The sequence below is a fragment of the Streptosporangium sp. NPDC004379 genome (assembly GCF_042873875.1).
Taxonomy (GTDB): domain Bacteria; phylum Actinomycetota; class Actinomycetes; order Streptosporangiales; family Streptosporangiaceae; genus Streptosporangium.
In genome coordinates this window covers 612378-638432 of sequence record NZ_JBIAMC010000002.1, presented here as the reverse complement: position 1 = coordinate 638432, position 26055 = coordinate 612378, and the positions used below count along the sequence as shown (strand labels likewise).

The window sequence follows — 26055 nt, the reverse complement described above, 5'->3', positions numbered from 1 at the left end:
TTGCAAGCATACAAAATAGGAGTCGGATTTATATACAACTTGTGTTCGCCCGGCGCACAAGAGCATGTCGCGGGTGCGGGTGCGGGGTGATGTCGTGTCCCGCGCCGCGGAGGATCTCCCTCGGCCGTTCGAGCCGTTCCAGGTCATCGGGGCCGGTGGTCTAGGCGCAGGTCTTCCGTTCGACGTCGCACCGTTCGACCTCGGGGTGGCGTTTCGACGGCCTGTCGAACAGCGACTGGGGCCTGTGGCGCAGGTGCAGGTCGAAGAAGGCCCGGACGTGGTCGCGGGTGATCTCGACGGCCCGCTCTCCAGGCAGGTCCGGATTGCGGTGGATGCCGAGTCGCTCCACCAGCAGCCCGGTGTCGGTGAAGGAGGAGTGCTCCGCCCCCTTCACCACGAGCCAGCGCTTCCACCCGGTCAGACGCGCCCAGTCACGTTCCCACGTGGTGTCCCCGCCTCCCGGGCTGTGCCCCGCCTTCGTGCCCAGGAAGAGGAACGGCCGCGGCAGCCCGCCGTCCGGGATCGGGGCGAAGGTCGTGCCGTCCATGTCGATCCCGGCGCGCACGCGGGTGTCCTTCAGCATGGCGGCGATGACGCCCGCGCCGCCCGCCGAGTGCCCGGCCATCCCGATCCGGGACGGGGCGATCAGTGAGGCGCCCTTCCACGCGGGGCGCGCGCCGGTCAGCTCGTCCAGCACGAAGGAGACGTCGGCCGCCCGGCCCCGGGCCACCTTGTTCCAGAAGTCCTGGCCCTTGGTCGCCTCGCACGCGACACACGTGGTGATCCGGCCGTCGGGGAAGGACGTGGCCAGGCTCTCGTAGGTGTGTTCGACGCCGGCCACCACGTAACCCCTGCTCGCGAGTTCCTCGGCCAGGGCGGTGAGCGAGCTGCGGGGTTCGGTGAAGCCCGGGGAGAGCACCACCAGGGGCAGGCCGTGTTCACGCCCGGCCGGTTCGGCGCCGCTGAAGGCGTTGGTCCGCGTCCTGCTCAACGCGTCGTACGGCACGCCGGTGACCTCTTCGCCCTTCAGGATGAGCTCCGACTCCTTCGCCGTCATGTAAGGCGCTCGCTTCCCTCCACGGGACTTCGCCGGATACCACAGGGAGACCATGAGCTCCCTGGCCTTCACTCCGGGGACCCAGGGGTCGGCGCGGGAGGCGTCCCTGAGGTGCAGGGACGTGGTGCCGACCGGGTGGGGTCCGGTCGGTTCGGGGAGGCGGAGCGCGCCGGTCCGGGCGGCCGGCGCGCCGGTGGAGCCGGACGACGTCTCCTGTGAGGCGGCGGGCACGACCGGACCGGGTCCGGCCGGAGTGGACGCGAAGGCGCAGGAGGGGACGGCCACGAAGGCGAGCAGGGCCGCGACGGTGGTGGCGCCCCGACGGATCCGGCGGGGCGGCCCAGGCTCGCCGCCACCGTGTCCCGCGGCGCGGGCGATCGTGCGCTTCCTGTTCATCACATGGCTCATGAAGTGTCCTTCCTGACGGGATCGCCTCGACGGGACCCCTGATGGCGGCCGGTGGCGACTGGTGGCGGCAAAAACCTAGGCTTCGGCGGGGCCCGTCCGCGTCGGCTGCCATGGCGATATCGCGCCCCTCCCGGGGAGGACCCCTCCGCCGTGTCATCCCCGCGATGTACTCCTGGCGGCGGCGGAAACGGTCACCGGGACGGACGCGGGGCGCGCCGTACAACCGGGACAATTCACCGGTGATACGGAGTGAACGATGGAGGCGGCGGCGGTTCGGGCTGGATGTGCCGCGTCCCGCGTGGAAACCCGCCCGGCCCTCGCGCCGGTCGCTCCTCGCCGACCTGCTGCTCGCGATCGTCCTGACCGTCGCCGCGGTGGCCGCGACGGCGGGCTCCGTGGACGACGCCCACCGCGTCGGAGAGCGGCCGCCCTCCCTGCTGGAGCCCCTGCGACTGCGGCCCCCTCCTCCTCCGCCGCCGAGCGGCGAGGTCCCGCCTGACCGCCCGGAGCGGCCCGCCGTCCCCGCGGAGGACCGGAAGGACCGGGGCCCGCTCCCGCTCCTGGTGGTCCTGACGGCCCTGCCGCTGGCGGTGCGGAGGCTCTACCCCCTGGTCGCCTTCTGGACGGTGCTGGCCGCGGCGCTGGCCACCCACGACGACGCGACGTGGATCACCGTGCTGACGTTCGCCGTCGCCGCCTACGGCGCCGTGGCCCACAGCCCCCACCGGATGCCGGCCATCGGGGGCCTCGTCCTCGCCGCCGTGCTGGCGGGCGTCGCCTTCCGGGACTCCCTCCCGGCGCTGCCGGGTTGGCTGGGGCCGTTCGTGGTGCTGATGAGCGCCGGAGTCGCCGCCGGTCTCACCCGATCCTGGCGGCGGCGGCTCACCGAACTGCGGTACGCGCAGGAGGAGGCGATGCGCGAGGCCGTCCAGGAAGAGCGCTCCCGGATCGCCGGCGAACTACATGACGTCGTCACCCACAATGTGAACGTGATGGTGATCCAGGCCGGAGCGGCACGCAAGGTGATGGACACGGCTCCGGAACGGTCGAAGGAGGCCATGCTGGCGGTCGAAGCCGGTGGCCGGGCCGCCATGGCCGAGCTGCGCCACGTCATGGGACTGCTCGCCGGGCCCGGGAGCGAGCGGGCGGACGGCGCCGACGGGCTCGAACCGCAACCGGGACTCGACCGGCTCGACTCGTTGATCGAACGGGTCCGCGCGGCCGGGGTGCCGATCGGGGCCGAGATCTCTCCGCCGCCCGGCCCGTTGCCGCCCGGGGTGGACCTCGCCGTCTACCGGGTCGTCCAGGAGGCGCTGACCAACACGATCAAGCACGCGGCCGGTGCGACGGCGTACGTCACCGTCGGCCACCGCGGCGACTGGCTGGAGATCGAGGTCACCGACACCGGGGGCGGGCGGACGGCACGCGCCGGAGACGGCCGGGGCCGGGGCCTGATCGGGTTGCGGGAGCGGCTCGCCCTCTACGGCGGCACCCTGCAGGCCGGGCCGCGAGACGACGGCGGCTACCGGACCAGGGCGCGGGTTCCGTGGACCACCACGTGAGCGGGCCCGTGCGCGTGGTCATCGCCGACGACCAGGCGCTGGTGCGCAGCGGGTTCGGGATGATCCTCACCGCCGACGGCATCGAGGTGACGGCCGAGGCGGCCGACGGGGCGGAGGCGGTCGCCGCCGTCCGGCGCACCCGGCCCGACGTCGTGCTCATGGACATCCGGATGCCGCGGATGGACGGCATCGAAGCCACCCGGCGGATCATGGCGGAAGGCGCGGACGGGACCCGCGTCCTCATCCTGACCACCTACGACCTCGATCACTACGTCTACGCCGCACTCGCCGCGGGGGCCAGCGGCTTCCTGCTCAAGGACGTCACCCCCGAGCACCTGGCGGCCGCGGTGCGCCTGGTGCGCGCGGGGGACGCCCTGCTCGCGCCGGCGATCACCCGCCGCCTGGTCGAGCGGTTCGCCCGCCGCGACGAGGCCGGGACGGCCGTGCACCGGGACCTGTCGGAGCTGACGCCCCGGGAGCTGGAGGTGCTGCGCCTGCTGGCCACCGGGCTGAGCAACGCCGAACTCGCCGACCGGCTGAGTCTCAGCCCGGCGACGGTGAAGACCCATGTCGCGCGCATCCTGTCCAAGCTCGGCCTCAGGGACAGGGTTCAGGCGGTCGTGCTGGCCTACGAGACCGGGTTGATCGCCCCCGGCTCGTCCGGCGACGGTCCGCCGGAGGACACTCCCGGCCGGCGGTGACCGCCCGGGTCGTTCCCCGCCGCGCCGTCCGGCCGCCGGCCCGACGGCGGCGGAACCCGGACGGCTCCGCCCCTGTCCGTACCCGCATGTCAGAAGCGGGCCGGTACACCCGTTCCGCGGGGTCCGGCGGAGGGGAGGAGGGTGCTCGCCGTACCCTGCGAACATGCGGCGGGCGTCGCTCGCGGAAGGCGATGACACCGTCCCTCCCGGGAAGCGGTGACACGCGGGAGAACCCCGTCTCGCCGGGAATGCCGGAGCGCCGTGTATAGTTAGCAAAGGTAATGAGTCTTGATAATGAACCCAAGCAAGGACCAACGCGCGAGTCTGCGCAGCGACGCCGGTCTGGCCTCGGCGCTGCGCGTGTCGCTGGCGCGACTGAACAGGCGCCTGCGCAGGCAGGCCGCGGGGCACTCACTGACCCCCACCCAGCTCGCGACGCTCGCCGCGGTGGAACGGCATTCCGGGATAACCCCCGGCGAATTGGCCGAGCTCGAGAAGGTGCAACCGCCCTCGATGACCCGCGTGACCGCCGTGCTGGACGAGCGAGGGCTGGTGTCGCGCACACCGCACCCGACCGACCGGCGCCAGGTGACGCTGAGCGTGACCGAGGCGGGCTCGGCGCTGCTGAAGGAGGAGCGCCGCCGCAAGGAGGCGTGGCTGACACGGCAGCTGAAGGAGCTGACACCCGAGGAGAGGGCCGTGCTGAGGCAGGCGGCTCCGATTCTGGAGAAGCTCAGCCGGATCTAGCCGAACCCGAGGAACCCCGCGCCTCGGCGGCCCCGCAGGACGCCGAGGCGCACGCCCTACCGGACAACGCTGAAACGCACGCCGTACCGGAGGGCGCCGGGAGCGCCGTACCGCAGGAGGGGCCGGTACGGCGGGCCACGCGACGGGTGACGCGCGCGATGCCCGGCCGGCGGGCGGCCGCGCGCCGCCGCCGGACCGCGCGGGCGGCGGCCGCCGATGAGCTGCAGGCCGTCGAGACCAGGACCGTCCAGGCCGTTCCCGGCGCCTCCGACGCGCGGGGCGGGATGTTCCGGTCGCTGCGCGTCCACAACTACCGGCTGTTCGCCATCGGCGGCGTGATCTCCAACGTCGGCGGGTGGATGCAGCGCACCGCGCAGGACCTGCTGGTGCTGGACCTGGCGCACGGCAGCGCCTTCGCCCTGGGCCTGACCACCGCGCTGCAGTTCCTGCCGCTGCTGCTGTTCGGGCTGTGGGGCGGCATGCTCGCCGACCGCTACCCCAAGCGGCCGCTGCTGATCACCGCCCAGTCGCTCATGGGCCTGCTGGCGCTGACCATGGGCGTGCTCGTGGTGACCGGCAGCGCGCAGGTCTGGCACGTCTACGTGATGGCCTTCATGCTGGGCCTCATCTCCTGCGTCGAGGTGCCGACCCGGCAGTCGTTCGTCGTGGAGATGGTGGGCCGCAAGGACCTGTCCAACGCCGTCGCGCTGAACGCCTCCAGCTTCAACCTGGCCCGCGTGGTCGGCCCGGCCGTCGCGGGCGTGCTGATCTCCGCGCTCGGCGGCACCGGCCCGATGTTCCTGGTCAACGCGGTGTCGTTCGGCGCGGTCCTCGCCGGGCTGGCGATGATGCGGACCTCGGAGCTGACCGCTCCCCACCCGGTTCCCAGGGCCAAGGGCCAGCTCCGCGAGGGCCTGCGGTACGTGCTGGCGCGCCCCGAGCTGCTGCTGCCGATACTGCTGGTCGCCTTCGTGTCACTGTTCACCCAGTCGTTCTCGATGTCGATCGCGCTGATGGCCCGGCAGGTCTTCGGCGCGGGCGCGTCCTCCTTCGGCCTGGCCTCCAGCATGTTCGCGGTCGGCGCGCTGGGCGGCGCGCTGCTCGCGGCCCGGCGGGTACGGCCCAGCCGCAAGCTGCTGATCGGTGGCGCCCTGTCCTTCGGCGTGGCGCAGATCATCAGCGGCCTGGCCCTCTGGTACCCGCTCTACCTGCTCTTCCTCATCCCCGCCGGGGTCGCGCTGATCACGGTCAACACCGCCGCCAACACCAGCGTCCAGCTCGCCGCCTCGCCGGAGATGCGCGGCCGGGTGATGGGCATCTACGTGCTGGTCTTCACCGGCGGCGCCCCGATCGGCGCGCCGCTGCTCGGCTGGGTCGCGGAGATCGGCGGCCCCCGTACGGGCGTCGTCATCGGAGGGGTGCTCACGATGCTCGGGGTCGGCGCGGCGATAATGCTGACCAGGGCGATCGGCAGGAGGACGACGCATGCGGCTGTTCGTCGGGCTACTGCCGCCGCGGCGGGTGCTTGACGAGCTCGCCCGCGCCCTGGAGCCCCACCGGGCGGCCTGGCCCGAGCTGCGCTGGCTGGACACCGCGAACTGGCACGTCACGCTGTCGTTCCTGGGTGAGGTCCCCGAGGCGGCCCTGCCCGGCCTGCACGTCCGGCTGGCGCGCGCCGCGTCACGCCACGAGCCGATGACGCTGTCGTTCGCGGGCGGGGGCGCCTTCCCCTCCGCCCGCCGGGCGCGGGTCTTCTGGACCGGTCTGCGCGGCCCCGAGCTCCGGCTCGTCCGCCTGGCGGACTCGCTCGGGGCGGGGGCGCGGCGGGCCGGGGCCGAACAGACCGACCGGCGGCGGCTCCGGCCGCATCTGTCGCTGGCCAGGGCCAGGTCCGGCGTCGACGTCCAGGACCTGGTGGACGCGTTCGCCGCGTTCGCCGGGTCCTCCTGGGAGGCGGACACCGTGCACCTGGTGCGGAGCCACCTGGGGGCGACGGTCCGCTACGAGAAGGTCGGGGACTACCCCCTCACGGCGCCCGCATCCGATGGGCGGGACTAAGCTCCAGAGCGTGGATCGTCCCCGTCGCTGGCTGCTGCCCACGGTGCTCGCACTGCTCGTGCTGCTCGTGGTGATCGGCGCCCTCGTCTCCTAAACCTCCCGGGCCCCGCCGTACGGCTTCCCGGGCCCCCGTCTCCTGGACTCCCCGGGCCCTCTTCGTCCGGTCGCGCGAGGCTCGCACCGGCTCTCCCGAGCTTCCGCCGTACGGCTCCGCCGCGTCGTCCCCGCGCCCCGCCGTACGGCGTGCGGCCCCCCACCGGAGCGGGAAGCCGCGAGCCGTTTCGCCGATCGCCCGTTACCAGGCGTACTCCTCGGGGGCCGTCCTGAACCCGGGGAAGATCTCGTCCAGGCGGGCCAGCGCCTTGTCGTCCAGCGTGATCTCCAGGGCCTTGACGGTCCCGTCGAGCTGCTCGGTCGTGCGGGGGCCGATGATCGGCGCGGTGACGGCCCGCTGGTGCAGCAGCCAGGCCAGGCCGACGTTGGCCGGGTCCTCGCCGAGCTCGTCGCAGAACGCCTCGTACCGCTCGATCTTGTCGCGGTGCTTCTCCAGCTCCTTGGCGATCTGCTCGGAGGCCGAACGACCCTTGTCGATCTTCCGCAGGATGCCGCCGAGCAGGCCGCCCGCCAGCGGGCTCCACGGGATCAGGCCCAGGCCGTAGTCCTCACACGCCGGGATGACCTCCAGCTCGGCGGCGCGGACGATGAGGTTGTAGTGCGACTGCTCGGAGACCAGTCCGAGGCCGCCCCGGCGGCGGGCGGTCTCCTGCGCCTTGGCGATGTGCCAGCCGGCGAAGTTGGACGACCCCACGTACAGGATCTTGCCCTGCTGCTTGAGGATGTCCATGGCCTCCCAGAACTCGTCGAACGGGGTGTTCCGGTCGACGTGGTGGGCCTGGTAGAGGTCGATGTGGTCGGTCTGCATGCGCTTCAGCGACGCCTCTGCGGCCCGGCGGATGTTGAGCGCCGACAGGCGGCCCTCGTTGGGCCAGTCGCCCATGTCGCCGTAGAGCTTCGTGGCGATGACGGTCTTCTCGCGGCGGCCGCCGCCCTTGGCGAACCATCGCCCGAGGATGTTCTCGGTGATGCCCTCGCCCTTCTTCCACCCGTAGACGTTGGCGGTGTCGAAGAAGTTGATCCCCAGCTCGTGGGCGCGGTCCATGATCGCGAAGGAGTCGTCCTCCGAGGTCACGGGGCCGAAGTTCATCGTGCCGAGACAGAGGCGGCTGACCTTCAGGCCGGTACGGCCAAGCTGTGTGTAATCCATGACCTTCACCCTAAATACCTGGAGCGCACTCCAGGCGAGCCCGCCGCGCGGAACTCCTGCCTTACCCGGCCGTCCCGCCGTACAGGCGGGGGAGATCGACGAGAACGATACGGCCGTCGCGGGCGGCCGCCGCGCTCAGGTCGGTGTCGAATCCTGCTCCGCCGTAGCAGAGCAGGGACGTGCCCTCGGTGTCGTACCCCTTGACGGCCAGCAGCTCCCCGGCCCTGCGCAGCCGTTCGAGGTGGCGCAGCCCCATGACCTTCCCCCATTTCGCCTCACCCAGGGCGATGACGCGTGGGCGGGCACCCGCTTCGCCCGGCGCGACCGCGGCGACGTCGACCTGGATCGACCTCTTGTTTGAGGGATCCGGGACGACCCCCGGGGACACCCGCCCCGGCAGCTCGCCGAACAGGTTCAGGCTGTCGGCGATGGTGAACTCCCGGCACAGCTCCTCGAAGTGCGGACCGACGACCTGCGAGAGGAAGCCGCTCCTGGACACCTCCCACGCCTGCCTGGCCAGCCCGCGCTCAAGGAAGCTCCAGGTGCGGCGCATCACGCTCTCGTAGAAGGTGATCAGCGGTTCGGTGATCCGGTAGGTGAACTTCCCCGAGCTGAAGGCGTCCTGCTCCCGATGGATCAGGCGGCTGTCCTCCAGCACCGTCAGGGGATGGCCGATGTGGGTTGAGGGGCGCCCGAGATATCCCGCGATGCCGCCGCGCGTGGTGTGCCCGGCGGCGATGGCCCCCAGAACGGCGTGGTAGAGGGCCGGATCACGGATCTCGGTCTCCTCCGCGAGGAGGTAGCGGGCCTCACGGAAGAGAGGGACCGCGGGATTGAGCACGGTCCTGACCACCCAGTCGTCGAACTCCGCGAGCGACGAGGGCGCGTCGGAGTAGATGAACTCGTGCCGGTACGCGGGGGTTCCGCCGACGACGGAGTGGAGAAGCACCGCCAGCTCATGGTCGGAGCCGCATCCCCAGAAGCGCGCGGCGGTGAGGTAGTCCATCGGGCTGACGACGAGTTCGAGGCTGGCCCGTCCCCTGAGCGGGGCGTCACCGGCGAGAAGGCCGCCCATCACCGACATCGCGGATCCGCAGAGCAGGATCTTCGTCCTCGCCCGGCGTGCGATGCCACCCGGGTCGAGGGCCCGCTGGATCAGCGAGGGAAGGACCGGGCTGGCCTTGGTCAGGTAGGGGAACTCGTCGATGACGACGAGGCCGTCGGGGACCGTCGCGTACAGGCGGTCGATGGCCTGGTCCCAGTTGTCGAACTGGTATCGCCCTCCGCCGCCCGCGTGGAAGGCCAGGGCTTCGCCGAACCGGCGGAGTGCCTCCGTCTCGGTGTCCTCGCTGGCCACGAAATAGAACCCGCCGACGGCCTCGACGAGGGCATTGAGGAGGAAGGTCTTGCCCTGCCTGCGCCGCCCGCTCACCACGCCCAGCCGGGCGCTCGGCGCCTCGCTCTCCACGAAACGGCTCAGCGCGGCCCATTCGGTGTCCCGGGCGAAGATGTACTCGGGCTTCTCGATCACTGGCGCGCTCCTTAGAGGTATACCTCTTAGAACTATAACTCTAAGGGGCATGCCTCTAAGATCATTTGTCGGTTCAGGGGCCGGTGAGCGAGAGCGGTGGATTCCCGGGCGTCCAGTGATCTTCCGCGATAGGATGGGCACCGATCCCGGGTGGAGCGTGACGACGCTCCCCGGGATTCTCCGTCTCATGACCCCCTGCCGCACGATCCTCGGCGCCGCCGTCCCCCTCTACCTCGCCTCGGTCGCCTCCATGGCGGGCGCCCTGGTGACCGTCTCGGTCCTCGGCCGGCACGCGACCGCGACGCTGGCCGCCGCCGCACTGGTCGGCGCGGTCGCCAACCCGGCGATCGCCGCGGTGACCGGGGTCATGCGGGGCCTGATGCCGTTCCTCGCGCCGGTCCGCGACGACGCGGACGCGGCGGTTCCCATCATGCGCGACGCCCGGTGGCTGGCCATCGCCGTCGGGGTGACGGGCGCGCTCGCCGTGGCGTGCGTACCCGTGATCGCCCGGATCGGCGGCGTTCCCGGCGAGGTCGTCGGCGAACTCGGGCTCTACCCGGCTCTGACCGCGCTGCAGATCCTCGTCACGGCCCTGGCGGGCGGCGCGAACTCGGCGCTCGTCGCCCTCGGCCGGAGCCGGATGGTGCTCTGGTCGGGGCTGTCGGCGACGGCCGTCGCCGTCACACTGACCGCCGCACTGGTCCCGCCGCTCGGCCTGACAGGGGCGGGGATCGCCGAGGTCGCCTCCGCCTGCGTCGGCGCGGCCGTCGCCGGCGTCTGCCTGCGCCGCCTGCCGATGCTCCGGGGACACTCCACGCGCCCGGGGCGGCCCCGGCCGAAGGAGATCCTCGACATGGCCCGGGTCGGCCTCCCGCTGGCGGGCACCGTACTGGTCAAGTTCGCGGTGCTGGGCGTGGTGGCGTTCGCGGCGGCCCGGCTCGGCGCGGACGACGGGGCGGTCCACGCGGTCCTCAACTCCCTGATCGGACTCGTCATGGTCGCCTCCATCTCGGTGGCGCAGGCGTCGGTCCCGGTGGTCGCCCGCGCCGCAGACCCGCGCGAGGCGCGCCGCGCCGTCCGGGCGGCCCTGATGATCGCGCTCGCCGGGGCGTCGGCGGGCGCGGCGGTCCCCGCGGTGGCCGGGGACGGGCTGGTCGGGCTGTTCACCGGCGACGCCGCGGTGGCGGACCGGGTGCTCGGGCTGCTGCCGCTGATGATCCTGGCGGCGATGGCGGACGCCTGCCAGGCGGTGACCGGGTTCGGACTCACCGCGCTCAGACGGTCCTCGGCCAGCCTGACCTACTTCGCGATCCTGTACGGCCTGCTCGCCCTGGCCGCCTTTCCCGTGGCGGCGACGGCGGGCCTGACCGGCCTCTGGGCGGCCAGGATCGCGGCGAACCTGCTGCTCGTGGCCGCGCAGGGGACGGGCTTCCTCCGCTACAGCGCGCTGGTGGGACAACCGGCCGTACCGGGGCGGGCGGCGGCGCGGGGCTGACCCGCCGGCTCGCGGTCCGCCCCGGCGAGGGGACGGCCGCTTTCGCGGGCCGATCGCAGGGCATTATGGCGGGATGGGGAGTAAGGCGGGGGAGATCGTGATCCGTGCGCTCGCGCCGGTCGGGGCGGTCGCGCTGGCCGGGGCGGTGGCGTTCACCGGGCCGCGTGCCGAAGCGCAGGTCCGTGGGGCGGAGCCGGAGCGGTCCGGGGCGGTGGCGTCCCAGACGCGGGCGCAGGTCCGCGAGGGGACGGCGAAGCGGTCCCAGACGGTGGTGTCCCAGGTGCGGGTCCAAGCCCAGGCGCGGGTGCGGACGGCGGCGCGAGACGACGACGAGGGGAGGCCGCTGTTCACCTTCAAGGACCGGCGGATCACCGAGTCGAGCGGGCTGGCGGTCTCGCCGACGCATCCGGACGTCTACTACACCCACAACGACAGCTCGGCCGGTCCGGTCTTCTACGCCGTCGGGCCCGCCGGCCGTACCCGCGCGACGTTCACCCTCCGGGGGGCGTCGGCCCGCGACTGGGAGGGGATGGCGGCGTCCAAGGATCCGGGGACCGGGCGTGGGGTGCTCTGGTTCGCCGACATCGGCGACAACTTCGACGGGGCGTGGCCGGACGTCTCCGTCTACCGGGTGGACGAGCCCGCCGCGATGCGTGACGCCACCCTGCCCGCCGTGCGCTACCGGTTCCGCTACGAGGACGGCAAGCACAACGCCGAGGGCGTCATGGTCCACCCCCGGACCGGGCGGCTCTACGTCGTGACCAAGCAGTTCGCCGGCGGCGTCTACGCGGCGCCGAAGCGGCTGCGCACCGACCGGATCAACGTGCTCCGCAGGGTCGGCTCCGCCCCCATCATGGCCACCGACGCCGCCTACGCCCCTGACGGGTCGAGCTTCGTCATCCGCACCTACTTCTCCGCCACCGTCTACCGGGCGCCGGGCGAGGAGATCTCCCGAGTGTCGATGCCGCCGCTGGAGCAGGCGGAGTCCATCGCCTACACGCCCGACGGCAGGGCGCTGCTGACCGGGAGCGAGGGGGTCGGCAGCCCCGTCTACCGCGTCCCGCTGCCCGAACGGGTCCTCCGTGAGATCGACGCGGCGCGGGCGAAGGCCACGCCGACCCCGACGGGGAAGGCGGACGGCCGGGCCACGACGGCCGCCGACGCGGGGCGGGACGCCCGGGGTGAGGCACGGGCCGCCGACGCCGACGCGGGGGTGCCGACCCGGGCGGTGGCGCTCTGGCTGGCCGTCGCGGCGGGGGCCACCGGCGTCATCACCTTCATCGCCCGCCGCGCCAGGTAGGGCGGACCGGGGACCCGGCCCGGGATCCGGCGCTCATCGGGGGCGAGTCGTCTCGTCCGGCGGTGGCGCCGGCCGTCGGACCGGGCTGCCGGGTGGGTCATCGGGGGTGAGGCGTCCCGTCCGGGGACGGGACGGGGATGAGCGCCTTCCGCAACCGAACGGCAATCGGCGCCTGCCATCCTCGACGCCATGCCAGACCGAACTCCGCCCCCAGGTGCGCGGCTCCCGCTGGGAATGGGCTGCCCGGAGTGCGACGCGCCCATCGACGCGACGTACGACCGCTGTCCCCGTTGCGCGTTGCCGTTGCGAGGGCCGGTGGCGACCCGGCTGTGGCACGTGGACCGGGCCCTCGCGGACCTGCGGGGCAAGGAGGCCGAGCTGCTGGAACGGCGCGGCAGACTGCTCGCCCGGCTCAGGGCCGAACGCGCCCCGTCCGCCGGGCCGGGAACGGCGGGTGCACGGCGAGCGACCGGCGACTCCGGGGACGGCGGTGACCCGCGGGGTGACGAGGCCCGACGGGACGGAGACGGCCCGTGGGACGGCGGTGGCGTCCCGGATGCCGGAGAGGGCGCCGGGAACGCCCGGGGTCCGCGATGGGCGGCGGGGGCCGGTTCCGGGCCCCTGCCCGCGGGGGCGCCCGGCGGTCCCGCCGTACCGCGCCGGGACCTCTCGCCCCGGGCCGTGCAGAATCTCCTCCTCACGCTCGGCGGCCTGCTCCTCGTCGTCGCGGCCGTCGTCTTCACCGCGGTGAACTGGGGACGCATCGGCATCGGCGGGCGGGCGGCGATCCTCGCCGGGGTCACCGTGCTGGCCCTCGCCACGCCGAGGCTCCTGGTGCGGAGGTCGCTCGCCACGACGGCGGAGACCGTCGCGATGCTGGGCGCCGCACTTCTCCTCCTGGACGGCTACGCGGCCCGGCGGGTCGGTCTGGCGGGAGCCGGAGACCTCGACGGCCGCCACTACGCGGCCCTGGTGTCCGCGGTGGTCGCGTTCGCCATGGCGGGGTACTCGCGGCTGCTGCCGCTGAGGCTGCCGCTGCCGGTGGCGATCGTTCTCGCCCAGCTTCCGCTCCCGCTGCTGTTCGCCCGCGGGGTGGACGTCCACAGCACGGCGGCCCTCGCGGCCACGGTCGCCCTCGACGCGGCCCTCATCGGGCTCCTCACCCGCCGGGCACGCGGATCCGAGCGGGACGCGGGCGGGCGGTGGGCGTGGGTGACCGCGTCCGTCTGCTTCGGCCTGGCCTGGATATCGGCCGTGCTCTGCGGGGTTCTCCACGCCGCCTTCGCGGCTCCGGCCACCGGCGCGGTTCCGGGCGCCGTGGCCGCCGGCCTCGTCGACGGGGCGCTGCTGGTCGCGCTGGCCGTGATCGGGGTGGCCGTCGCCGTACGGCCGGGGGCTCCGGCGCGTACGGCCCTCGCGGCCGCGTCGGCGCTCGCGGCGTCCGCCGGCCTGGCCGCGCCCCTCTGGACGCTGCTCCCGGGGGAGTGGCAGGCCGTCTCCCAGGTGGCCGCGGCGCTGGTCGTCGCGGCTGTCGCGCTGTACACGCCGGGCCCGGTGGCCGCCCGGATCCGCGGAGCGGCGGGTGCGCCGGGTCCGGTGGCCGCGTGGATCCATGGCACGGCGAGCGGGCCGGGCCCGGTGAGCGCGCGGATCCGCGGCGCGACGGACGCGCCGGTCCGCGGGGGTGTGCGGATCCGCTCGGCCGCCGCGGTCTCCGCCGGGCTCCTGGCCGGGCTCGTCGCGGTCCCCGCGCTCGCCGCCGGGATCCACGGGCTCTACCACCCGCTCGCCCGGCCGTGGGCGCCGCCGGTGGAGCACGTCCGGCAGCACCCGCCCCTCGTCGTCCTGGCGGTCCTCACGGTGATCGCCCTGGCGGTGCTCGGCGGCCGGGCCGCGGGGCGCGCCGGGGCGATCGCGGCGGCCTCGGCCGCCGGGCCGGTGGTGCCGGCGGCGCTGGCGGCGTCGGCCGTACCGCCGTACGGGGCGGAGGTGGCGCTGCTGGTCGCGGGCGTCGTCCCGGCGGCGTGGGCGGTCGCGCGCGGCCGTGCCGGCGGGACGGCCTCCACCACCGGAGCGGCCCGTGCCGCAGGGACGGCCGATGCAGCCGATGCGGCTGGAACGACCGGTGCCGCCGAAGCGGCCGGTGTGGCCGGGGCGTTGTGGGCGGGGTCGACGGCGGTCTCCTGGGCACTCGCGACGAGACCCGCCACGCTCATCGTGCTTCCGGTGCTGGCGGTGATCGGGGCGGCGGTCGCGGCGGGCGGCCGGACGCCGGCCGTACGGGCCGGTGCGGCGGGTGCGGCGGCGCTGCTTCTGGGCGGCGAGGCGCTGGCCGCCGGCCTGGCGGCGGAGTGGCCGGTACGGTACGCGGCGTTCGGTGTGCAGGCCGTCGCCTGTGTGGCGGCGGTCGTGGCGGGACGTCTGCGGCGGTCGGCGTTCGCGATCGGGGCGGAGACGGCGGGGTACGTCCTCGCCGCCGCGGGCCTGCTCCTCGCCGTCGCGGGTTCGGTCCCCGGCGTGGCCGCGGACGCCGGGGCCGGCGGTTCCGGCGCCGACCTGCCGGTGATGGCGCTGGCCTGCGCGGTCGCCGGCGTGCTGATGGCCGGTACGGCGCTGCGCCCCGATCGGCGTCAGGCCGGGTACGCGGGGACCGGCCTCCTGCTCGCGGCCTCCTGGCTGCGGCTGCTCGCCTGGGACGTGTCGGTGATCGAGGCGTACACGGTCCCGTTCGCGCTGGTGCTGGTGATCTTCGGCCGGTGGCGGGCGCGCGGGGCGAGGACCTCCTCGTGGAGCGCCTACGGGGCCGGGCTCGCCACCGGCCTGCTGCCCAGCGCGTTCGCGGTGCTCCAGGGCGGGGGCTGGGTCCGGCCGCTGCTGCTCGGTCTGGTCTCGATGGCCGTGCTGCTGGCCGGGGCCCGGTGGCGGCTCCAGGCGCCGGCCCTGCTCGGCGGCCTCACGCTGGCCGTCGTCGTCCTGCACGAGCTGGCCCCGTGGATCGCGCTGGCCGTCGTGGCCGTGCCGCGGTGGGTGCCGATGGCGGCGGGCGGGTCGCTGCTGGTCGCGCTCGGCGCGACCTACGAGGCACGGCTGAGGGACGTGCGCCGCCTGCGGGCGGCCGTCGGCAGGATGCGCTGACACTCGCTGACGAGGCCGAGCGCGGGCGGCGCGCGGCCTCCGCGGGCGGGGGTTCCCGAGTGGTCCGGCGCGGCCCCTGAGGGTGGGATCCTCCGGGTCGTCCCGGCGCGAGGTCTCGGCGGGGGCTTCGACGGGGTGGTTCCGGCGGGTGGTCCCGGCTTTCACCTGACATGTGGGCAAAAGGTGACGATCGTTGGAAGGGGCTTCACCGCGGCGGAGTGTTGCCGTTAGCGTGCGGGCATGCGCTTTCTGGAGGCCGGTGCGTCCGGCGGCACCCGCCCGCGCGGGAACGTCGGGGTCGTCGGCGCGGGGATCGTCGGCCTGGCGGTGGCCCGGCAGGTGGCCCTGGCCGGTGACGCCACGGTCACCGTCCTCGACAAGGAGGACCGCGTCGCGGCCCACCAGACCGGGCACAACAGCGGCGTCGTGCACGCGGGGATCTACTACCGGCCCGGCTCGCTCAAGGCGCGGCTGTGCCGCGAGGGCGCGGCCATGCTCAGGGAGTACTGCGCCGAGCACCGCATCCCCTACGACGAGGTCGGCAAGCTCGTCATCGCCTCCACCGCCGCCGAGCGTCCGGGGCTGCGGGACATCGCCGAGCGCGCCCGCGCCAACGGCGTGCCCGGCATCGCCGAACTGGACGCCCTGGCGCTGCGCGAGGTCGAGCCGGACGCCGTCGGGGTGGCCGCCGTGCACTCCCCGCACACCGCGATCGCCGACTTCCCCGCCGTGGCCCGTCGCCTGGCCCGCGACGTCGAGGAGCTGGGCGGCTCGGTGCTCCTGTCGCACCCGGTCCGCGCGCTGCGGCAGACCTCGGGCGGGGTGGACGTGCTGGCCGGTGAGCGGAGGCTCCGCTTCGACCGGCTGATCGTCTGCGCCGGGCTCGGCACCGACGCCGTCGCCCGGATGGCCGGAGCACCCGGCGACGTACGGATCGTCCCCTTCCGCGGGGAGTACTACGCGCTGGCCGGCGCGGCGAAGGACCTGGTCCGAGGGTTGATCTATCCGGTCCCCGACCCCCGCTACCCGTTTCTCGGCGTCCATCTGACCCGCCGGATCGACGGCGAGGTCCTGGTCGGCCCCAACGCGGTCATGGCCCTGGCACTGGAGGGCTACTCCTGGCGCGACGTCGATCCGGGCGACCTGCGCCGGATCCTGGCCTGGCGGGGCACCCGGCGGCTGGCCGTACGGCACTGGCGTACCGGGGTGCGGGAGGTGCTGGGCTCGCTGTCCAGGGGGGCCTTCCTGGCCGCCGCCCGCCGCTACGTGCCCGCCATCGGCGCCGGCGACCTCGTCCGGGTCGAGGGCGGCGTCCGGGCGCAGGCCGTGGGCAGGGACGGCGCCCTTCTGGACGACTTCTCCGTCGACGTCCACGACCGGGTGGCGCTGGTCAGGAACGCCCCTTCACCTGCGGCGACGTCCAGTCTGGCAATCGCCGGGCATATTGTGGGGCTAATCTCGACGTCGTCCTTTTAACCGCGCTTTCATCTGGGGGAGTGAAGATAACCGCCGTGACCGACTCCCCCGAGGCTCGACTCCTGGTCGTCGAGGACGAGCCCAACATCCTCGAACTGCTGGCCGCCAGCCTGCGGTTCGCCGGGTTCGGCGTGAACACCGCGGGCAACGGGACCGACGCCGTCGCCTCGGCGCAGCGCCACCGCCCGGACCTCATCGTGCTCGACGTGATGCTGCCGGACATGGACGGATTCGACGTCGTGCGGCGGCTGCGCGGCGGCGGCACCGACACCCCCGTGCTCTTCCTCACGGCGCGCGACGCCGTGGAGGACAAGATCAAGGGGCTGACGCTGGGCGGCGACGACTACGTGACGAAGCCGTTCAGCCTGGAGGAGGTCGTGGCCCGGATCCGGGCCGTGCTCCGCCGTACCGGGTCCGGAGACGTGCTCGCCCGGCCGCCCCGGCTGACCTTCGCCGACATCGAGCTCGACGAGGAGAGCCACGAGGTGTGGCGCGACGGCAGGGCGGTGGCGCTGTCGCCGACGGAGTTCAAGCTCCTGCGCTACTTCATGGCCAACGCAGGGCGGGTGCTGTCGAAGGCGCAGATCCTCGACCACGTGTGGGACTACGACTTCCGGGGCGACGTCGGGATCGTCGAGTCCTACGTCTCCGTGCTCCGCCGCAAGATCGACAACATCGATCCCCGGCTGATCCACACCCTGCGCGGCGTCGGTTACGTGCTGCGCCTCCCGCCCGGCACATGACCGGCCAGGGCGTGCCGTCGCGGGCCGGGGCCCTCAGGGGCGCCCCGCGGGTCGTGATCTTCAAGGGCACCCCGCTGCGGGTGAGGCTGATCGCGATCATCCTGGTCCTGCTGGTCATCGCGCTCACCCTCATCGGGATCGGCAGCGTCTCGATCATGCACGGCTACCTGATCGACCGGGTGGACAACCAGATCGCCCTGACCACCGAGACCGCCCTGCGCCGCGTGCAGCGGGGCAACACGCTGCTGGCCGGCAAGCCGCTCTCGGCCGACACCAGGGTGGAGATCCGCGACCGGAACGGTGCGGTCCTCCTGCCGTTCACCGGCTCCGAGGTGGAGGACAAACCCGGCCCCCACGTGCCGGTGTGGCACCGGCCGGGGTCGTTCACCAGCGGGGAGTGGCGGGTCAGGCAGACCCCCCTGCCGGACGGCGGGAGCCTGGTCGTGGCCGTGGACATGTCCGAGGTCCGCCAGATCGTCGGCCAGCTCGCGCTGGTGGAGGTGCTGGGCGGCGGCGGGCTGATGCTGGTGCTCGCCGGGGCGGGCGTGATGGTCATCCGGCGGAGCCTGCGCCCGCTGGAGGAGATCGAGGCCACCGCCCAGGCCATCGCCGCCGGAGACCTGAGCCGCCGCGTCGCCGACGCCGACCCCCGTACCGAGGTCGGGCGTCTCGGCCAGTCGCTGAACGGCATGCTCACCCAGATCGAGACCGCCTTCCGGGCCAGGTCGGAGTCGGAGGCCGCGGCCCGCAGCTCCGAGGAGCGCATGCGCCGGTTCGTCGCGGACGCCTCGCACGAGCTGCGCACCCCGCTGACCTCGATCCGGGGGTTCGCCGAGTTCTACCGGCAGGCCCCGGACGTCGACGTCGCGCCGCTGATGCGCCGGATGGAGTCCGAGGCGGTCCGGATGGGCCTGCTCGTGGACGACCTGCTGATGCTCGCCCGGATGGACCAGCAGCGCCCGATGGCGACGCGCCCGGTGGACCTGCTCGCCATCGCGGCCGACGCCGTCCACGACGCCCGGATCCTGGCCCCCAGCCGCTCCGTCACGCTCACCGTGGACGGCTCCGCGCTCATCGTCTCGGGCGACGAGGTACGGCTCCGCCAGGTCGTGGGCAACCTGATGACGAACGCGCTCACCCACACGCCCGACGGCACCCCGATCGAGGTGAGGCTGCGCGCCGACGACGGCGCGGCCGTCATCGAGGTGGCCGACAAGGGGCCGGGGCTCAACGCCGAGCAGCGCGAACGCGTCTTCGAGCGGTTCTACCGCGTCGACTCGGCCCGAGGCCGCCGCACGCCCGAGGGCGGCGGCAGCGGGCTGGGCCTGGCGATCGTGGCCGCCATGGTCGAGGCTCACGGCGGCCGGGTCGCGGTGGAGTCCGCCCCGGACGAGGGGGCGACCTTCCGGGTCGTCCTCCCGCTCGCCGCCGAGACCGACTGACCCGTCCCGGAGCCAGGGAATCGCGTGGTCCGCGTGGTTCACGTCGGGGGTTCCACGACCCGGGTCACGGAACCGGCCTCCCGAGGCGGGCCGTGCGGTCGCGGGGTCCGGCGCAGACCCCGCGAGCGCACGGGCTCACATCCCCTCGGGCCAGCCGCTGTCGGGGAAACCGCCGGTGGCCGTGCCGCCGGGGAGCACCACCCGGTCGTTCTCCGCCAGGCCCGAGACGATCTCGACGTACCGGTCGCCGCGGACCCCGGTCTCGACGACGCGCTCGACGCCGCCCTGGACGGTGACCACCGAGACGCCGCCCGGCCGGGACCGTACGGCCTGGGCCGGGAGGTAGAGCGTCTGCTCGGCCTCGGCGACCGTCACCCGGACGGTGGCGGTCTGGCCGACCAGGAGCCCGGCCGGGGGCTCGTCGAACGCCACCGTGACCCCGTACCGCACGAGCTGCCCGCTGGCGGTGGCCGTGGGGTCGATGCGGGTCACCGTACCGGTGTGCTCCTCGCCCTCCCGGGTGGCGAGGGCGACCCTGGCCCGCTGCCCGAGCTTCAGCCGGCCGATGTCGGACTCGGTGAACAGCGCCTCCACCTGGAGCTCGTCGAGGTCGCCGAGGGTGACGAACGCATCGGCGTCCGCGTCGTCGCCGACGGAGCCGGCCACGGCCAGGACGGTCCCGTCCGCGGGGGCGACGATCCGCACGCCGTCCAGCTCCTCGCGGGCCTCGGTGAGGCCGGCCTCCGCCCGCTTCACCTCGGCCTGGGCCTGCTCCACGCTGAGCGCCTGCCGCCCGCCGCCGTCCCCGGTCGTGGCGCCGGTGTCGCTTCCGGTGCCGTTCCGGGCGCCGGTTTCGGCTCCGGTACGGGTCGCGGTGCCGGTGCCGTCTCCGGTGCCGGTGGCCGTCCGGTCGTGGCCGGAGCCCTGATCCCGGCAGGCCGGGGCGGTGCGCGTCCCGGGGGTACGGTCGACGGTCGGGGTGGGGCTCGCCCCGCGGCGCGCGGTCGAGGTGGGGGCGGCGCTGGGATGCCTGCTCGGTCCGGCGGTCGGGTGCCCGCTCGGCCCGGCGGTGGGCTCCGTCCCGGGACGCGTGGGCCCGGTGGTGGCCGGCGGGTGGTCCCCGCCCGGCGCGGCGGTGACCGTGGCCGTGGCGGTCACCGTGGCGGTCACGGTGACCGTCGGGGCCGCCGTCACCGTGACCGTCACCGTCGGTGCGGGCTCCGGGCCGACGGTGCCGCCGGTGGGCGACGGCGTCGGGACGGCCGTCGGGGTGACCGTGGGCGTGGGTGTGGGGGCGGGCGTCCGCTCCGGGCCCCGGGCGGACGAGGGGACTCGCGCGGGCGCGAGGAAGTACGCGGCCGGCGCGATTCCACCGGCCGGAGAGGTGGGGGTGCAGGTGGGGCCGGAGGTCGCGGGGACCTGTTCCCGGCCCCGCTGCCGCGGTTGCTGCGGCTGCGCGGCCTGCCGGGTGGCCCTCGGCGAAGCGGTCGGGGCGGCCGACGCGGTCTCGGCGTCGTCCAGCGTCTCCTGGGCCGCCGCGAGCTGCGCCTTCGCCGCGTCGTAGTGCTCGCGGGCGGCCGCCGAGTCGATCCGGGCGAGGACGTCGCCCCTGTCCACCTTGTCGCCGGCCTTGACGTAGACCTTCGTGACCCTGCCGGACGCGCCGAAGGCCAGCTCGCGGGTGTGGCCGTCCGTCGTCCGGCCCGCCGCGGACACCTCGGCCGTCACCGTCCCCCGCCGGGCGGCGGCGAGTTCCACCCGGGGAGCCGGGGCGGAGCCGTCGTCGAGCGCGTAGAGCACGCCCGCGCCCGCCAGGACGAGGGCGGCCAGGGCGAGTCCCCCCGTCCGTACCGGTTTCGGGAGATCAGTCGGTCTCATGGCGGACCATTGTGGCGTGCCCGATCCGCTCTCTCCTCAGGAACACCTGAGGGTTTCCTGCGTATCTCCGCCGGAATCCCGCGGGTCCCCAGGAAACCTTCAGCGATCTTGGGGGCTACGCCTCAGGAAGGTACGTCAGGGTACCGCCCTGTGAAGCTGTCGACCAAGCGCCGAGCGCTGATCGTCAACGGGACGCTCGCCGTCCTGTTGCTGGGCGGCGCGGGGATCGCCTACTCCTCCCTGAGCGGGGAGCCCTCCTCCGCGGAGGCCGCCGGAGCCGACGGGGCCGACGGGGCCGACGGGGCCGACGGGGCCGACGGGGCCGCGGTGCGGACCGTGGCGGTGACCCGGGCCACGGTCGTCGCCTCCGTGACGGCCTCGGGAGCGGTGACGAGTGCCCGGTCGCGCTCCCTGGGGTTCGGCACGGGCGGCACGGTGGAGAAGATCTACGTCGCCCCCGGCGACAAGGTGCGTGCGGGGCGGATCCTCGCCCGCCTGGACGACACCGCCGCCCGGGAGAGCCTTGACGCGGCGGCCGCCGCGCTCGACTCCGCCGACGACGACACCTCCACCGCCGCCTCCTACGCCCGGTACGTCACCGCGAGGAACGCCTACCGGGAAGCGCAGCGGACCGTGGCGGGCACGGTCATCAAGGCCCCGTTCGCGGGCACGGTCACCGCGGTCAACGGCACCGTCGGCGGCTCGGCCTCCGGCTCGGGATCGGCCTCGGCCTCCGGGTCGGGTTCGGGGTCCGGCTCGGGCGCGTCGGGGAACGGCGCGTCGGGGAACGGCGCGTCGGGGAACGGCGCGTCGAACGGCTCCGCCGCCAGGTCGGGCGGGTTCATCGAGCTCGCCGACACCGGGAGACTCCAGCTCGTCGGGAACTTCACCGAGTCCGATGTCACCAGGCTCAAGGTCGGGCAGCGGGCCGCGATCCGGTTCGACGCGCTGCCCGGCGTCACCGCGAGCGGCGAGGTCACCCAGATCCAGCCGACCGCCACGACCAGCGACAACGTGGTGCAGTACCCGGTGACGATCTCCTTCTCCAAGGCGCCGGAAGAGGTACGGCTCGGCCAGACGGCGACCGTCGAGGTGACCGTCGGCCGGGCCGAGGACGTCCTCGCGGTCCCCTCCTCGGTCGTCTCCACGGCCGGCGGCCGCAGCACGGTGACGGTCCTGCGGGACGGCCGGCGGGTGACGACCCCGGTCGAGGTCGGTGTCAAGGGCCTCACGCTCACCGAGATCACCTCCGGTCTCGCCGCGGGAGACCAGGTCGTCCGCCCGGCCGCCACCGGCACCTCCCAGCAGGGCGGCCTCCCCGGCCTCGGCGGCGGAGGCGGCAACGGCCGCCTGGGCCGGATCGGCGGCGGCGGCGGGGGCGGTGGCCGGTGAGCGTCCCCGTCCTGTCGGTCCGCGACCTGTCGAAGGTGTACGGCGAGGGCGACGCCCGGGTCCACGCCCTGCGCGGGGTGTCCCTCACCGTCGAACGCGGCGACTACGTGGCCATCATGGGCGCGTCCGGTTCCGGCAAGTCCACGCTGATGAACATCCTGGGCTGCCTGGACGTGCCGTCCTCGGGCCGTTACCTCATCGAGGGCACCGACGTCGGATCGCTGGACGAGCGCCGCCTCGCCGTGCTGCGCAACCGGAGGATCGGCTTCGTCTTCCAGTCGTTCAACCTGATCCCCCGGATGAGCGCGCTCGCCAACGTCGAGCTGCCCATGGCGTACGGCGGGGTCGGCGCGGCCGAGCGGCGGGCCCGCGCCCTGGCGGCCCTTGAGCGGGTCGGCCTGGCCGACCGCGTCCGGCACGAGCCGAACGAGCTGTCCGGTGGCCAGCAGCAGCGCGTCGCCGTCGCGCGGGCGCTGGTCACCGCGCCGTCCCTGCTGCTCGCCGACGAGCCGACGGGCAACCTCGACACCGCCTCCACCCGCGACGTCCTGGAGATCTTCGACGAGCTGAACGACTCCGGCCGGACGATCGTGATCATCACCCACGAGGACGACGTGGCCGGGCACGCCAAACGGGTGGTCCGCCTGGTGGACGGCCGGATCGTCGACGACCGCCGGCAGGCGCCCGTCGAGGGCGCCCCGCCCCGGGCCCGCACGCCGGAGGTACCCGCGTGAGCCGGTTCGAGATCCTCCGGTTCGCGCTGCGCGGGCTGGCGGCCAACAAGCTGCGCAGCTTCCTGACCACACTCGGCATCCTCATCGGGGTCGCCGCGGTGATCCTGCTGGTCGCCTTCGGCGAGGGCGCCTCCCGGTCCGTCCAGCAGAACATCCAGCGGCTGGGGTCGAACACGCTCACCGTCTCCGCGTCCTTCGCGGGCGGCGGGCCCGGCGGGTTCGCCGGCGGGCGCGGGGGCGGGGGCGGCGGGCCGCGCACCCAGGCCAGGCAGCTCACGCTGGACGACGCGCGGGCGCTGACCGACCGCGCGCAGGTCCCGTCGGTCCGGAGCGTGTCGCCTGTGGTGACCGCGAACGGGACCGCCGCAGTGTACGGGGGGACGAGCCACACGATCTCCCAGCTCGTGGGCACCTACCCCAGCTACTTCGAGGCGACCGACAAGGTGGTCGAGAAGGGGTCGTACTTCGTCAACGACGACGTGCTGGCCGCCCGGAAGGTCATGGTGGTCGGGCGGACCGTGGCCGGCGAGCTGTTCGGCGACGCCGACCCGGTCGGGCGGCAGGTCACCGTCTCCGGGGTGCCGTTCACGGTGGTCGGGGTGCTCAGGGAGCTGGGCTCGTCGGGGATGCAGGACGCCGACGACGTCGCGATCGTGCCGCTGCCGGCCGTACAGCAGAGCCTGACCGGGTTCGGCCCGCTCGGGTCGATCATCGTGCAGGCCACCGGCGCCGAGACGACGGACGCGGCCCAGGACGAGGTGACGGCCGTCCTCGACCAGCGGCACGGCATCGCCCCCGGCGGCGTCGCCGACTACCGCATCCTGAACCAGGCCGCCCTGCAGGAGACGGTCAGCTCGACCATCGGCGTCTTCACCGCGCTGCTCGGCGCGGTCGCCGCGATCTCCCTGCTGGTCGGCGGCATCGGCATCACCAACATCATGCTGGTCACCGTGACCGAGCGGACGAGGGAGATCGGCATCAGGAAGGCCATCGGGGCGCCCAGGAGCGCGATCCTCGGCCAGTTCCTGATGGAGGCGACGGTGCTGAGCCTGGCGGGCGGCCTGGCGGGCGTGCTGGTCGCGCTGGCCGGCAGCCGATTCGCGGTCGCGGGCATCCAGCCCGTGGTCGTGCCGTCCTCGATCGCGCTGGCCCTCGGCGTCTCGGTGGGCATCGGGCTGTTCTTCGGCGGCTACCCGGCCAACCGGGCGGCCAAGCTCCGCCCCATCCAGGCCCTGCGCCACGAGTGACCCGGTACGGCGCGCGCCGCGCGCATCGAAGGCTGAGGAGAGACAGATGGGGCCCAGGGGAAGACACGAGGGCGCGGGACCGGACGACGCGCCGGACGGCGCCGCCCACGCGGGGGAGGTGCTCGACACCTCTCCCTTCGGGGACGACCCGGAGACGGAGCCGGCGGGTCCGCCGCGGCACGGCCCGTCCAGGCTCACGCTCGTGCTGGGCGCGGGGGTGGTGCTCGTCGCCGGGGTCATCCTGGGCATCCAGGCGCACAAGGCGTTCGGCGGTCCCGCCGCGTCGAGCTCCGCCGTACGGCAGGGCCCCGGCGGTTCCGGCGGCGGCTTCGGGAACGGCCAGGGCTTCGGGAACGGCCGGAACGGTCAGGGCGGCCAGGAGGGCCAGGGCGCTCAGGGTACTCAGGACGGTCAGGGCGATCAGAACGGGCAGGGCGCGCGGAACGGCCGGACCGGACCGGGCGGCGACTTCGGCGGCCGGGGCGGGTTCGGCGGGGCGGCCGTCGGCACCGTGCAGCGGGTGGAGGGCACGAAGGTCTACGTCCGGACCAGGGACGGCTCCGTCATCACGGTCAACACAGGCGACGACACGACCGTGCGGGTCTCGAAGAAGGGGAAGGTCGCCGACCTGGAACCCGGCGGCACGGTGGTCGTCCAGGGGGAGAAGGCCGGGGACGGCTCGATCACCGCCACCGCGATCAGCGAGGGCGGCGGCCGGGGCTGACGGGCGGCGGGTCCATGCCACCCCCGCGAGAGCGGTGCCCCATGACCGGGTCCGCTCCCGGTACGGGCCGTCCGCCGGAAGCGGATCCGGTCTCCGGCGGGGACGGCGTCCGTATGCTGAAATCGTTTTCTCAGCAAATGTTCAGCCTGGGCTGAGCTGCGTTCCAGGGCGGTGAGCGAGCCTCGTGACCGTGCTGGACAGAGCCGAGGCCAGATTGCTCGTCGTGGACGACGAGCCGAACATCCGTGAGCTGCTCTCGGCCAGCCTGCGCAGATCCGGGTTCGAGGTGATCACCGCCGCGGACGGGCGGGAGGCGGTGCACTTCGCCGAGCGGACCCGGCCCGATCTCGTCGTGCTGGACGTGATGCTGCCCGACATGGACGGCTTCTCGGTCGCGGGGCGGCTGCGGGACGTGAGCGGCCAGACGCCGGTGCTCTTCCTGACCGCCCGGGACGCGACCGACGACAAGGTCGCGGGCCTGCGGGTGGCCGACGACTACGTGACGAAGCCGTTCAGCCTGGAGGAGGTCGTGGCGCGGATCCGGGCCGTGCTGCGCCGTACCCGGGGAGACCTCGACATCCCCGCCCGGCTGCGGGTCGGCACGCTGGAGCTGGACGAGGAGGCCCACCAGGTCTGGGTGTCCGGCGAGCCCGTACGGCTGTCGCCCACCGAGTTCAAGCTGCTGCACTACTTCATGGTCAACACCGGGCGGGTGCTGTCGAAGGCGCAGATCCTCGACCACGTCTGGAACTACGACTTCGGCGGCGACGCCGGGGTCGTGGAGTCCTACGTCTCCTACCTCCGCCGGAAGGTGGACGTGAACGAGCCCCGGCTCATCCACACCCTGAGGGGCGTCGGCTACGTCCTGCGCCCTCCCCGCGATGATTGAACTTTAAGCGAACACTCAGGTTCGCCTCATCTGTCCTTGAGGTTCGGCTGCTCCAATGGTCACCGCGTCACCCCAGATCCCCCCGTGACCACGGCGGATCAGGGCTCGCCTCCAGCTGCGGGGGAGGCGAGGCCGTTCCGGTCCGCCCTCGGGCACCGGGGACCGGGCCCCGTCGCCTACCGGATTCGCCCCCGTGATCCGGTCGGACGGCGGGGCCCTTTTTCATGCGCGGGGTCCGTGCGCGAGATCCCCGCGCGGAACCGATCACGTCG

Annotated in this window: 20 protein-coding genes; 16 read left to right on the top strand and 4 right to left on the bottom strand. The window is 74.0% G+C overall.

Annotated elements, in window-relative coordinates:
• Nucleotides 1-160 precede the first annotated feature (160 nt).
• Nucleotides 161-1465 carry an alpha/beta hydrolase family protein gene (locus ACFYSC_RS07020; RefSeq protein WP_389957835.1) on the bottom strand — a complete coding sequence of 435 codons (1305 nt, stop codon included), beginning with the start codon at nt 1463-1465 and terminating at the stop codon, nt 161-163.
• A gap of 239 nt (nt 1466-1704) precedes the next feature.
• On the opposite strand from ACFYSC_RS07020, the gene ACFYSC_RS07015 reads away from it, so the two are divergent.
• The 5 genes from ACFYSC_RS07015 to thpR all read left to right on the top strand — a co-directional run bounded on the left by ACFYSC_RS07015 (nt 1705) and on the right by thpR (nt 6533).
• A complete protein-coding gene (locus ACFYSC_RS07015) occupies nt 1705-3027 on the top strand; it encodes a sensor histidine kinase (protein ID WP_389957832.1) in 1323 nt (440 codons plus the stop codon).
• Nucleotides 3024-3728, top strand: a complete 705-nt coding sequence (locus ACFYSC_RS07010; protein WP_389957831.1) for a response regulator — start codon at nt 3024-3026, stop codon at nt 3726-3728. The genes ACFYSC_RS07015 and ACFYSC_RS07010 overlap by 4 nt, the downstream gene beginning before the upstream one ends.
• A gap of 294 nt (nt 3729-4022) precedes the next feature.
• Nucleotides 4023-4475 (top strand): MarR family winged helix-turn-helix transcriptional regulator, encoded by a 453-nt coding sequence (locus ACFYSC_RS07005; protein ID WP_389957830.1) that lies wholly within the window; start codon nt 4023-4025, stop codon nt 4473-4475.
• A gap of 284 nt (nt 4476-4759) precedes the next feature.
• Nucleotides 4760-6004 (top strand): MFS transporter, encoded by a 1245-nt coding sequence (locus ACFYSC_RS07000; RefSeq protein ID WP_389957958.1) that lies wholly within the window; start codon nt 4760-4762, stop codon nt 6002-6004.
• Nucleotides 5961-6533, top strand: coding sequence for an RNA 2',3'-cyclic phosphodiesterase (gene thpR / locus ACFYSC_RS06995; protein WP_389957828.1), 573 nt, complete (start codon nt 5961-5963; stop codon nt 6531-6533). The genes ACFYSC_RS07000 and thpR overlap by 44 nt, the downstream gene beginning before the upstream one ends.
• Before the next feature lie 295 nt (nt 6534-6828).
• Here thpR and ACFYSC_RS06990 read toward each other — a convergent pair whose 3' ends face one another.
• Entirely contained in the window at nt 6829-7797 is a 969-nt protein-coding gene (locus ACFYSC_RS06990) for an aldo/keto reductase (RefSeq protein WP_389957825.1), read from the bottom strand.
• A 61-nt stretch (nt 7798-7858) separates the two neighbouring features.
• Nucleotides 7859-9328: an ATP-binding protein gene (locus ACFYSC_RS06985; protein ID WP_389957822.1), complete on the bottom strand. Its 1470-nt coding sequence runs from the start codon at nt 9326-9328 to the stop codon at nt 7859-7861.
• Nucleotides 9329-9515: 187 nt separating this feature from the next.
• Between ACFYSC_RS06985 and ACFYSC_RS06980 the strand changes: the two genes are divergently transcribed.
• The 6 genes from ACFYSC_RS06980 (at nt 9516) to ACFYSC_RS06955 (ending at nt 18919) form a co-directional block, all read left to right on the top strand.
• On the top strand, nt 9516-10823 hold the full coding sequence (locus ACFYSC_RS06980) for an MATE family efflux transporter (protein WP_389957819.1): 1308 nt from the start codon (nt 9516-9518) through the stop codon (nt 10821-10823).
• Between the two features lie 73 nt (nt 10824-10896).
• The gene (locus ACFYSC_RS06975; protein WP_389957816.1) at nt 10897-12123 is read left to right on the top strand and encodes a hypothetical protein; all 1227 of its coding nucleotides are present in this window, start codon (nt 10897-10899) and stop codon (nt 12121-12123) included.
• Between the two features lie 189 nt (nt 12124-12312).
• Nucleotides 12313-15258 (top strand): SCO7613 C-terminal domain-containing membrane protein, encoded by a 2946-nt coding sequence (locus ACFYSC_RS06970; RefSeq protein WP_389957814.1) that lies wholly within the window; start codon nt 12313-12315, stop codon nt 15256-15258.
• Nucleotides 15259-15498: 240 nt separating this feature from the next.
• On the top strand, nt 15499-16734 hold the full coding sequence (gene lhgO, locus ACFYSC_RS06965) for an L-2-hydroxyglutarate oxidase (protein ID WP_389957811.1): 1236 nt from the start codon (nt 15499-15501) through the stop codon (nt 16732-16734).
• 35 nt (nt 16735-16769) lie between these two features.
• Complete coding sequence (locus ACFYSC_RS06960; protein ID WP_389957808.1) at nt 16770-17477, top strand: response regulator transcription factor; 708 nt, start codon at nt 16770-16772, stop codon at nt 17475-17477.
• On the top strand, nt 17474-18919 hold the full coding sequence (locus ACFYSC_RS06955) for a sensor histidine kinase (protein WP_389957805.1): 1446 nt from the start codon (nt 17474-17476) through the stop codon (nt 18917-18919). Before ACFYSC_RS06960 ends, ACFYSC_RS06955 begins: the two co-directional genes overlap by 4 nt.
• 135 nt (nt 18920-19054) lie before the next feature.
• Here ACFYSC_RS06955 and ACFYSC_RS06950 read toward each other — a convergent pair whose 3' ends face one another.
• Nucleotides 19055-20797 (bottom strand): efflux RND transporter periplasmic adaptor subunit, encoded by a 1743-nt coding sequence (locus tag ACFYSC_RS06950; protein WP_389957802.1) that lies wholly within the window; start codon nt 20795-20797, stop codon nt 19055-19057.
• 150 nt (nt 20798-20947) lie between these two features.
• On the opposite strand from ACFYSC_RS06950, the gene ACFYSC_RS06945 reads away from it, so the two are divergent.
• The 5 genes from ACFYSC_RS06945 to ACFYSC_RS06925 all read left to right on the top strand — a co-directional run bounded on the left by ACFYSC_RS06945 (nt 20948) and on the right by ACFYSC_RS06925 (nt 25783).
• Entirely contained in the window at nt 20948-22189 is a 1242-nt protein-coding gene (locus ACFYSC_RS06945; RefSeq protein ID WP_389957799.1) for an efflux RND transporter periplasmic adaptor subunit, read from the top strand.
• The gene (locus ACFYSC_RS06940; protein ID WP_389957796.1) at nt 22186-22923 is read left to right on the top strand and encodes an ABC transporter ATP-binding protein; all 738 of its coding nucleotides are present in this window, start codon (nt 22186-22188) and stop codon (nt 22921-22923) included. The genes ACFYSC_RS06945 and ACFYSC_RS06940 overlap by 4 nt, the downstream gene beginning before the upstream one ends.
• On the top strand, nt 22920-24170 hold the full coding sequence (locus ACFYSC_RS06935) for an ABC transporter permease (protein WP_389957793.1): 1251 nt from the start codon (nt 22920-22922) through the stop codon (nt 24168-24170). The genes ACFYSC_RS06940 and ACFYSC_RS06935 overlap by 4 nt, the downstream gene beginning before the upstream one ends.
• Nucleotides 24171-24216: 46 nt before the next feature.
• Complete coding sequence (locus ACFYSC_RS06930; RefSeq protein WP_389957791.1) at nt 24217-24894, top strand: hypothetical protein; 678 nt, start codon at nt 24217-24219, stop codon at nt 24892-24894.
• 184 nt (nt 24895-25078) lie between these two features.
• Nucleotides 25079-25783 carry a response regulator transcription factor gene (locus ACFYSC_RS06925; protein WP_389957788.1) on the top strand — a complete coding sequence of 235 codons (705 nt, stop codon included), beginning with the start codon at nt 25079-25081 and terminating at the stop codon, nt 25781-25783.
• Nucleotides 25784-26055 lie beyond the last annotated feature (272 nt).

Excerpts from the sequence above, each read along its gene's own strand:
- ACFYSC_RS06955 (WP_389957805.1), top strand. The coding sequence starts at position 17,474 with ATGACCGGCCAGGGCGTGCCGTCGCGGGCCGGGGCCCTCAGGGGCGCC.
- ACFYSC_RS07005 (WP_389957830.1), top strand. The coding sequence starts at position 4,023 with ATGAACCCAAGCAAGGACCAACGCGCGAGTCTGCGCAGCGACGCCGGT.
- ACFYSC_RS06950 (WP_389957802.1), bottom strand. The coding sequence starts at position 20,797 with ATGAGACCGACTGATCTCCCGAAACCGGTACGGACGGGGGGACTCGCC.
- ACFYSC_RS07000 (WP_389957958.1), top strand. The coding sequence starts at position 4,760 with ATGTTCCGGTCGCTGCGCGTCCACAACTACCGGCTGTTCGCCATCGGC.
- ACFYSC_RS07020 (WP_389957835.1), bottom strand. The coding sequence starts at position 1,465 with ATGAGCCATGTGATGAACAGGAAGCGCACGATCGCCCGCGCCGCGGGA.
- ACFYSC_RS06970 (WP_389957814.1), top strand. The coding sequence starts at position 12,313 with ATGCCAGACCGAACTCCGCCCCCAGGTGCGCGGCTCCCGCTGGGAATG.
- thpR (WP_389957828.1), top strand. The coding sequence starts at position 5,961 with ATGCGGCTGTTCGTCGGGCTACTGCCGCCGCGGCGGGTGCTTGACGAG.
- lhgO (WP_389957811.1), top strand. The coding sequence starts at position 15,499 with ATGCGCTTTCTGGAGGCCGGTGCGTCCGGCGGCACCCGCCCGCGCGGG.
- ACFYSC_RS06990 (WP_389957825.1), bottom strand. The coding sequence starts at position 7,797 with ATGGATTACACACAGCTTGGCCGTACCGGCCTGAAGGTCAGCCGCCTC.
- ACFYSC_RS06975 (WP_389957816.1), top strand. The coding sequence starts at position 10,897 with ATGGGGAGTAAGGCGGGGGAGATCGTGATCCGTGCGCTCGCGCCGGTC.
- ACFYSC_RS06980 (WP_389957819.1), top strand. The coding sequence starts at position 9,516 with ATGACCCCCTGCCGCACGATCCTCGGCGCCGCCGTCCCCCTCTACCTC.
- ACFYSC_RS06930 (WP_389957791.1), top strand. The coding sequence starts at position 24,217 with ATGGGGCCCAGGGGAAGACACGAGGGCGCGGGACCGGACGACGCGCCG.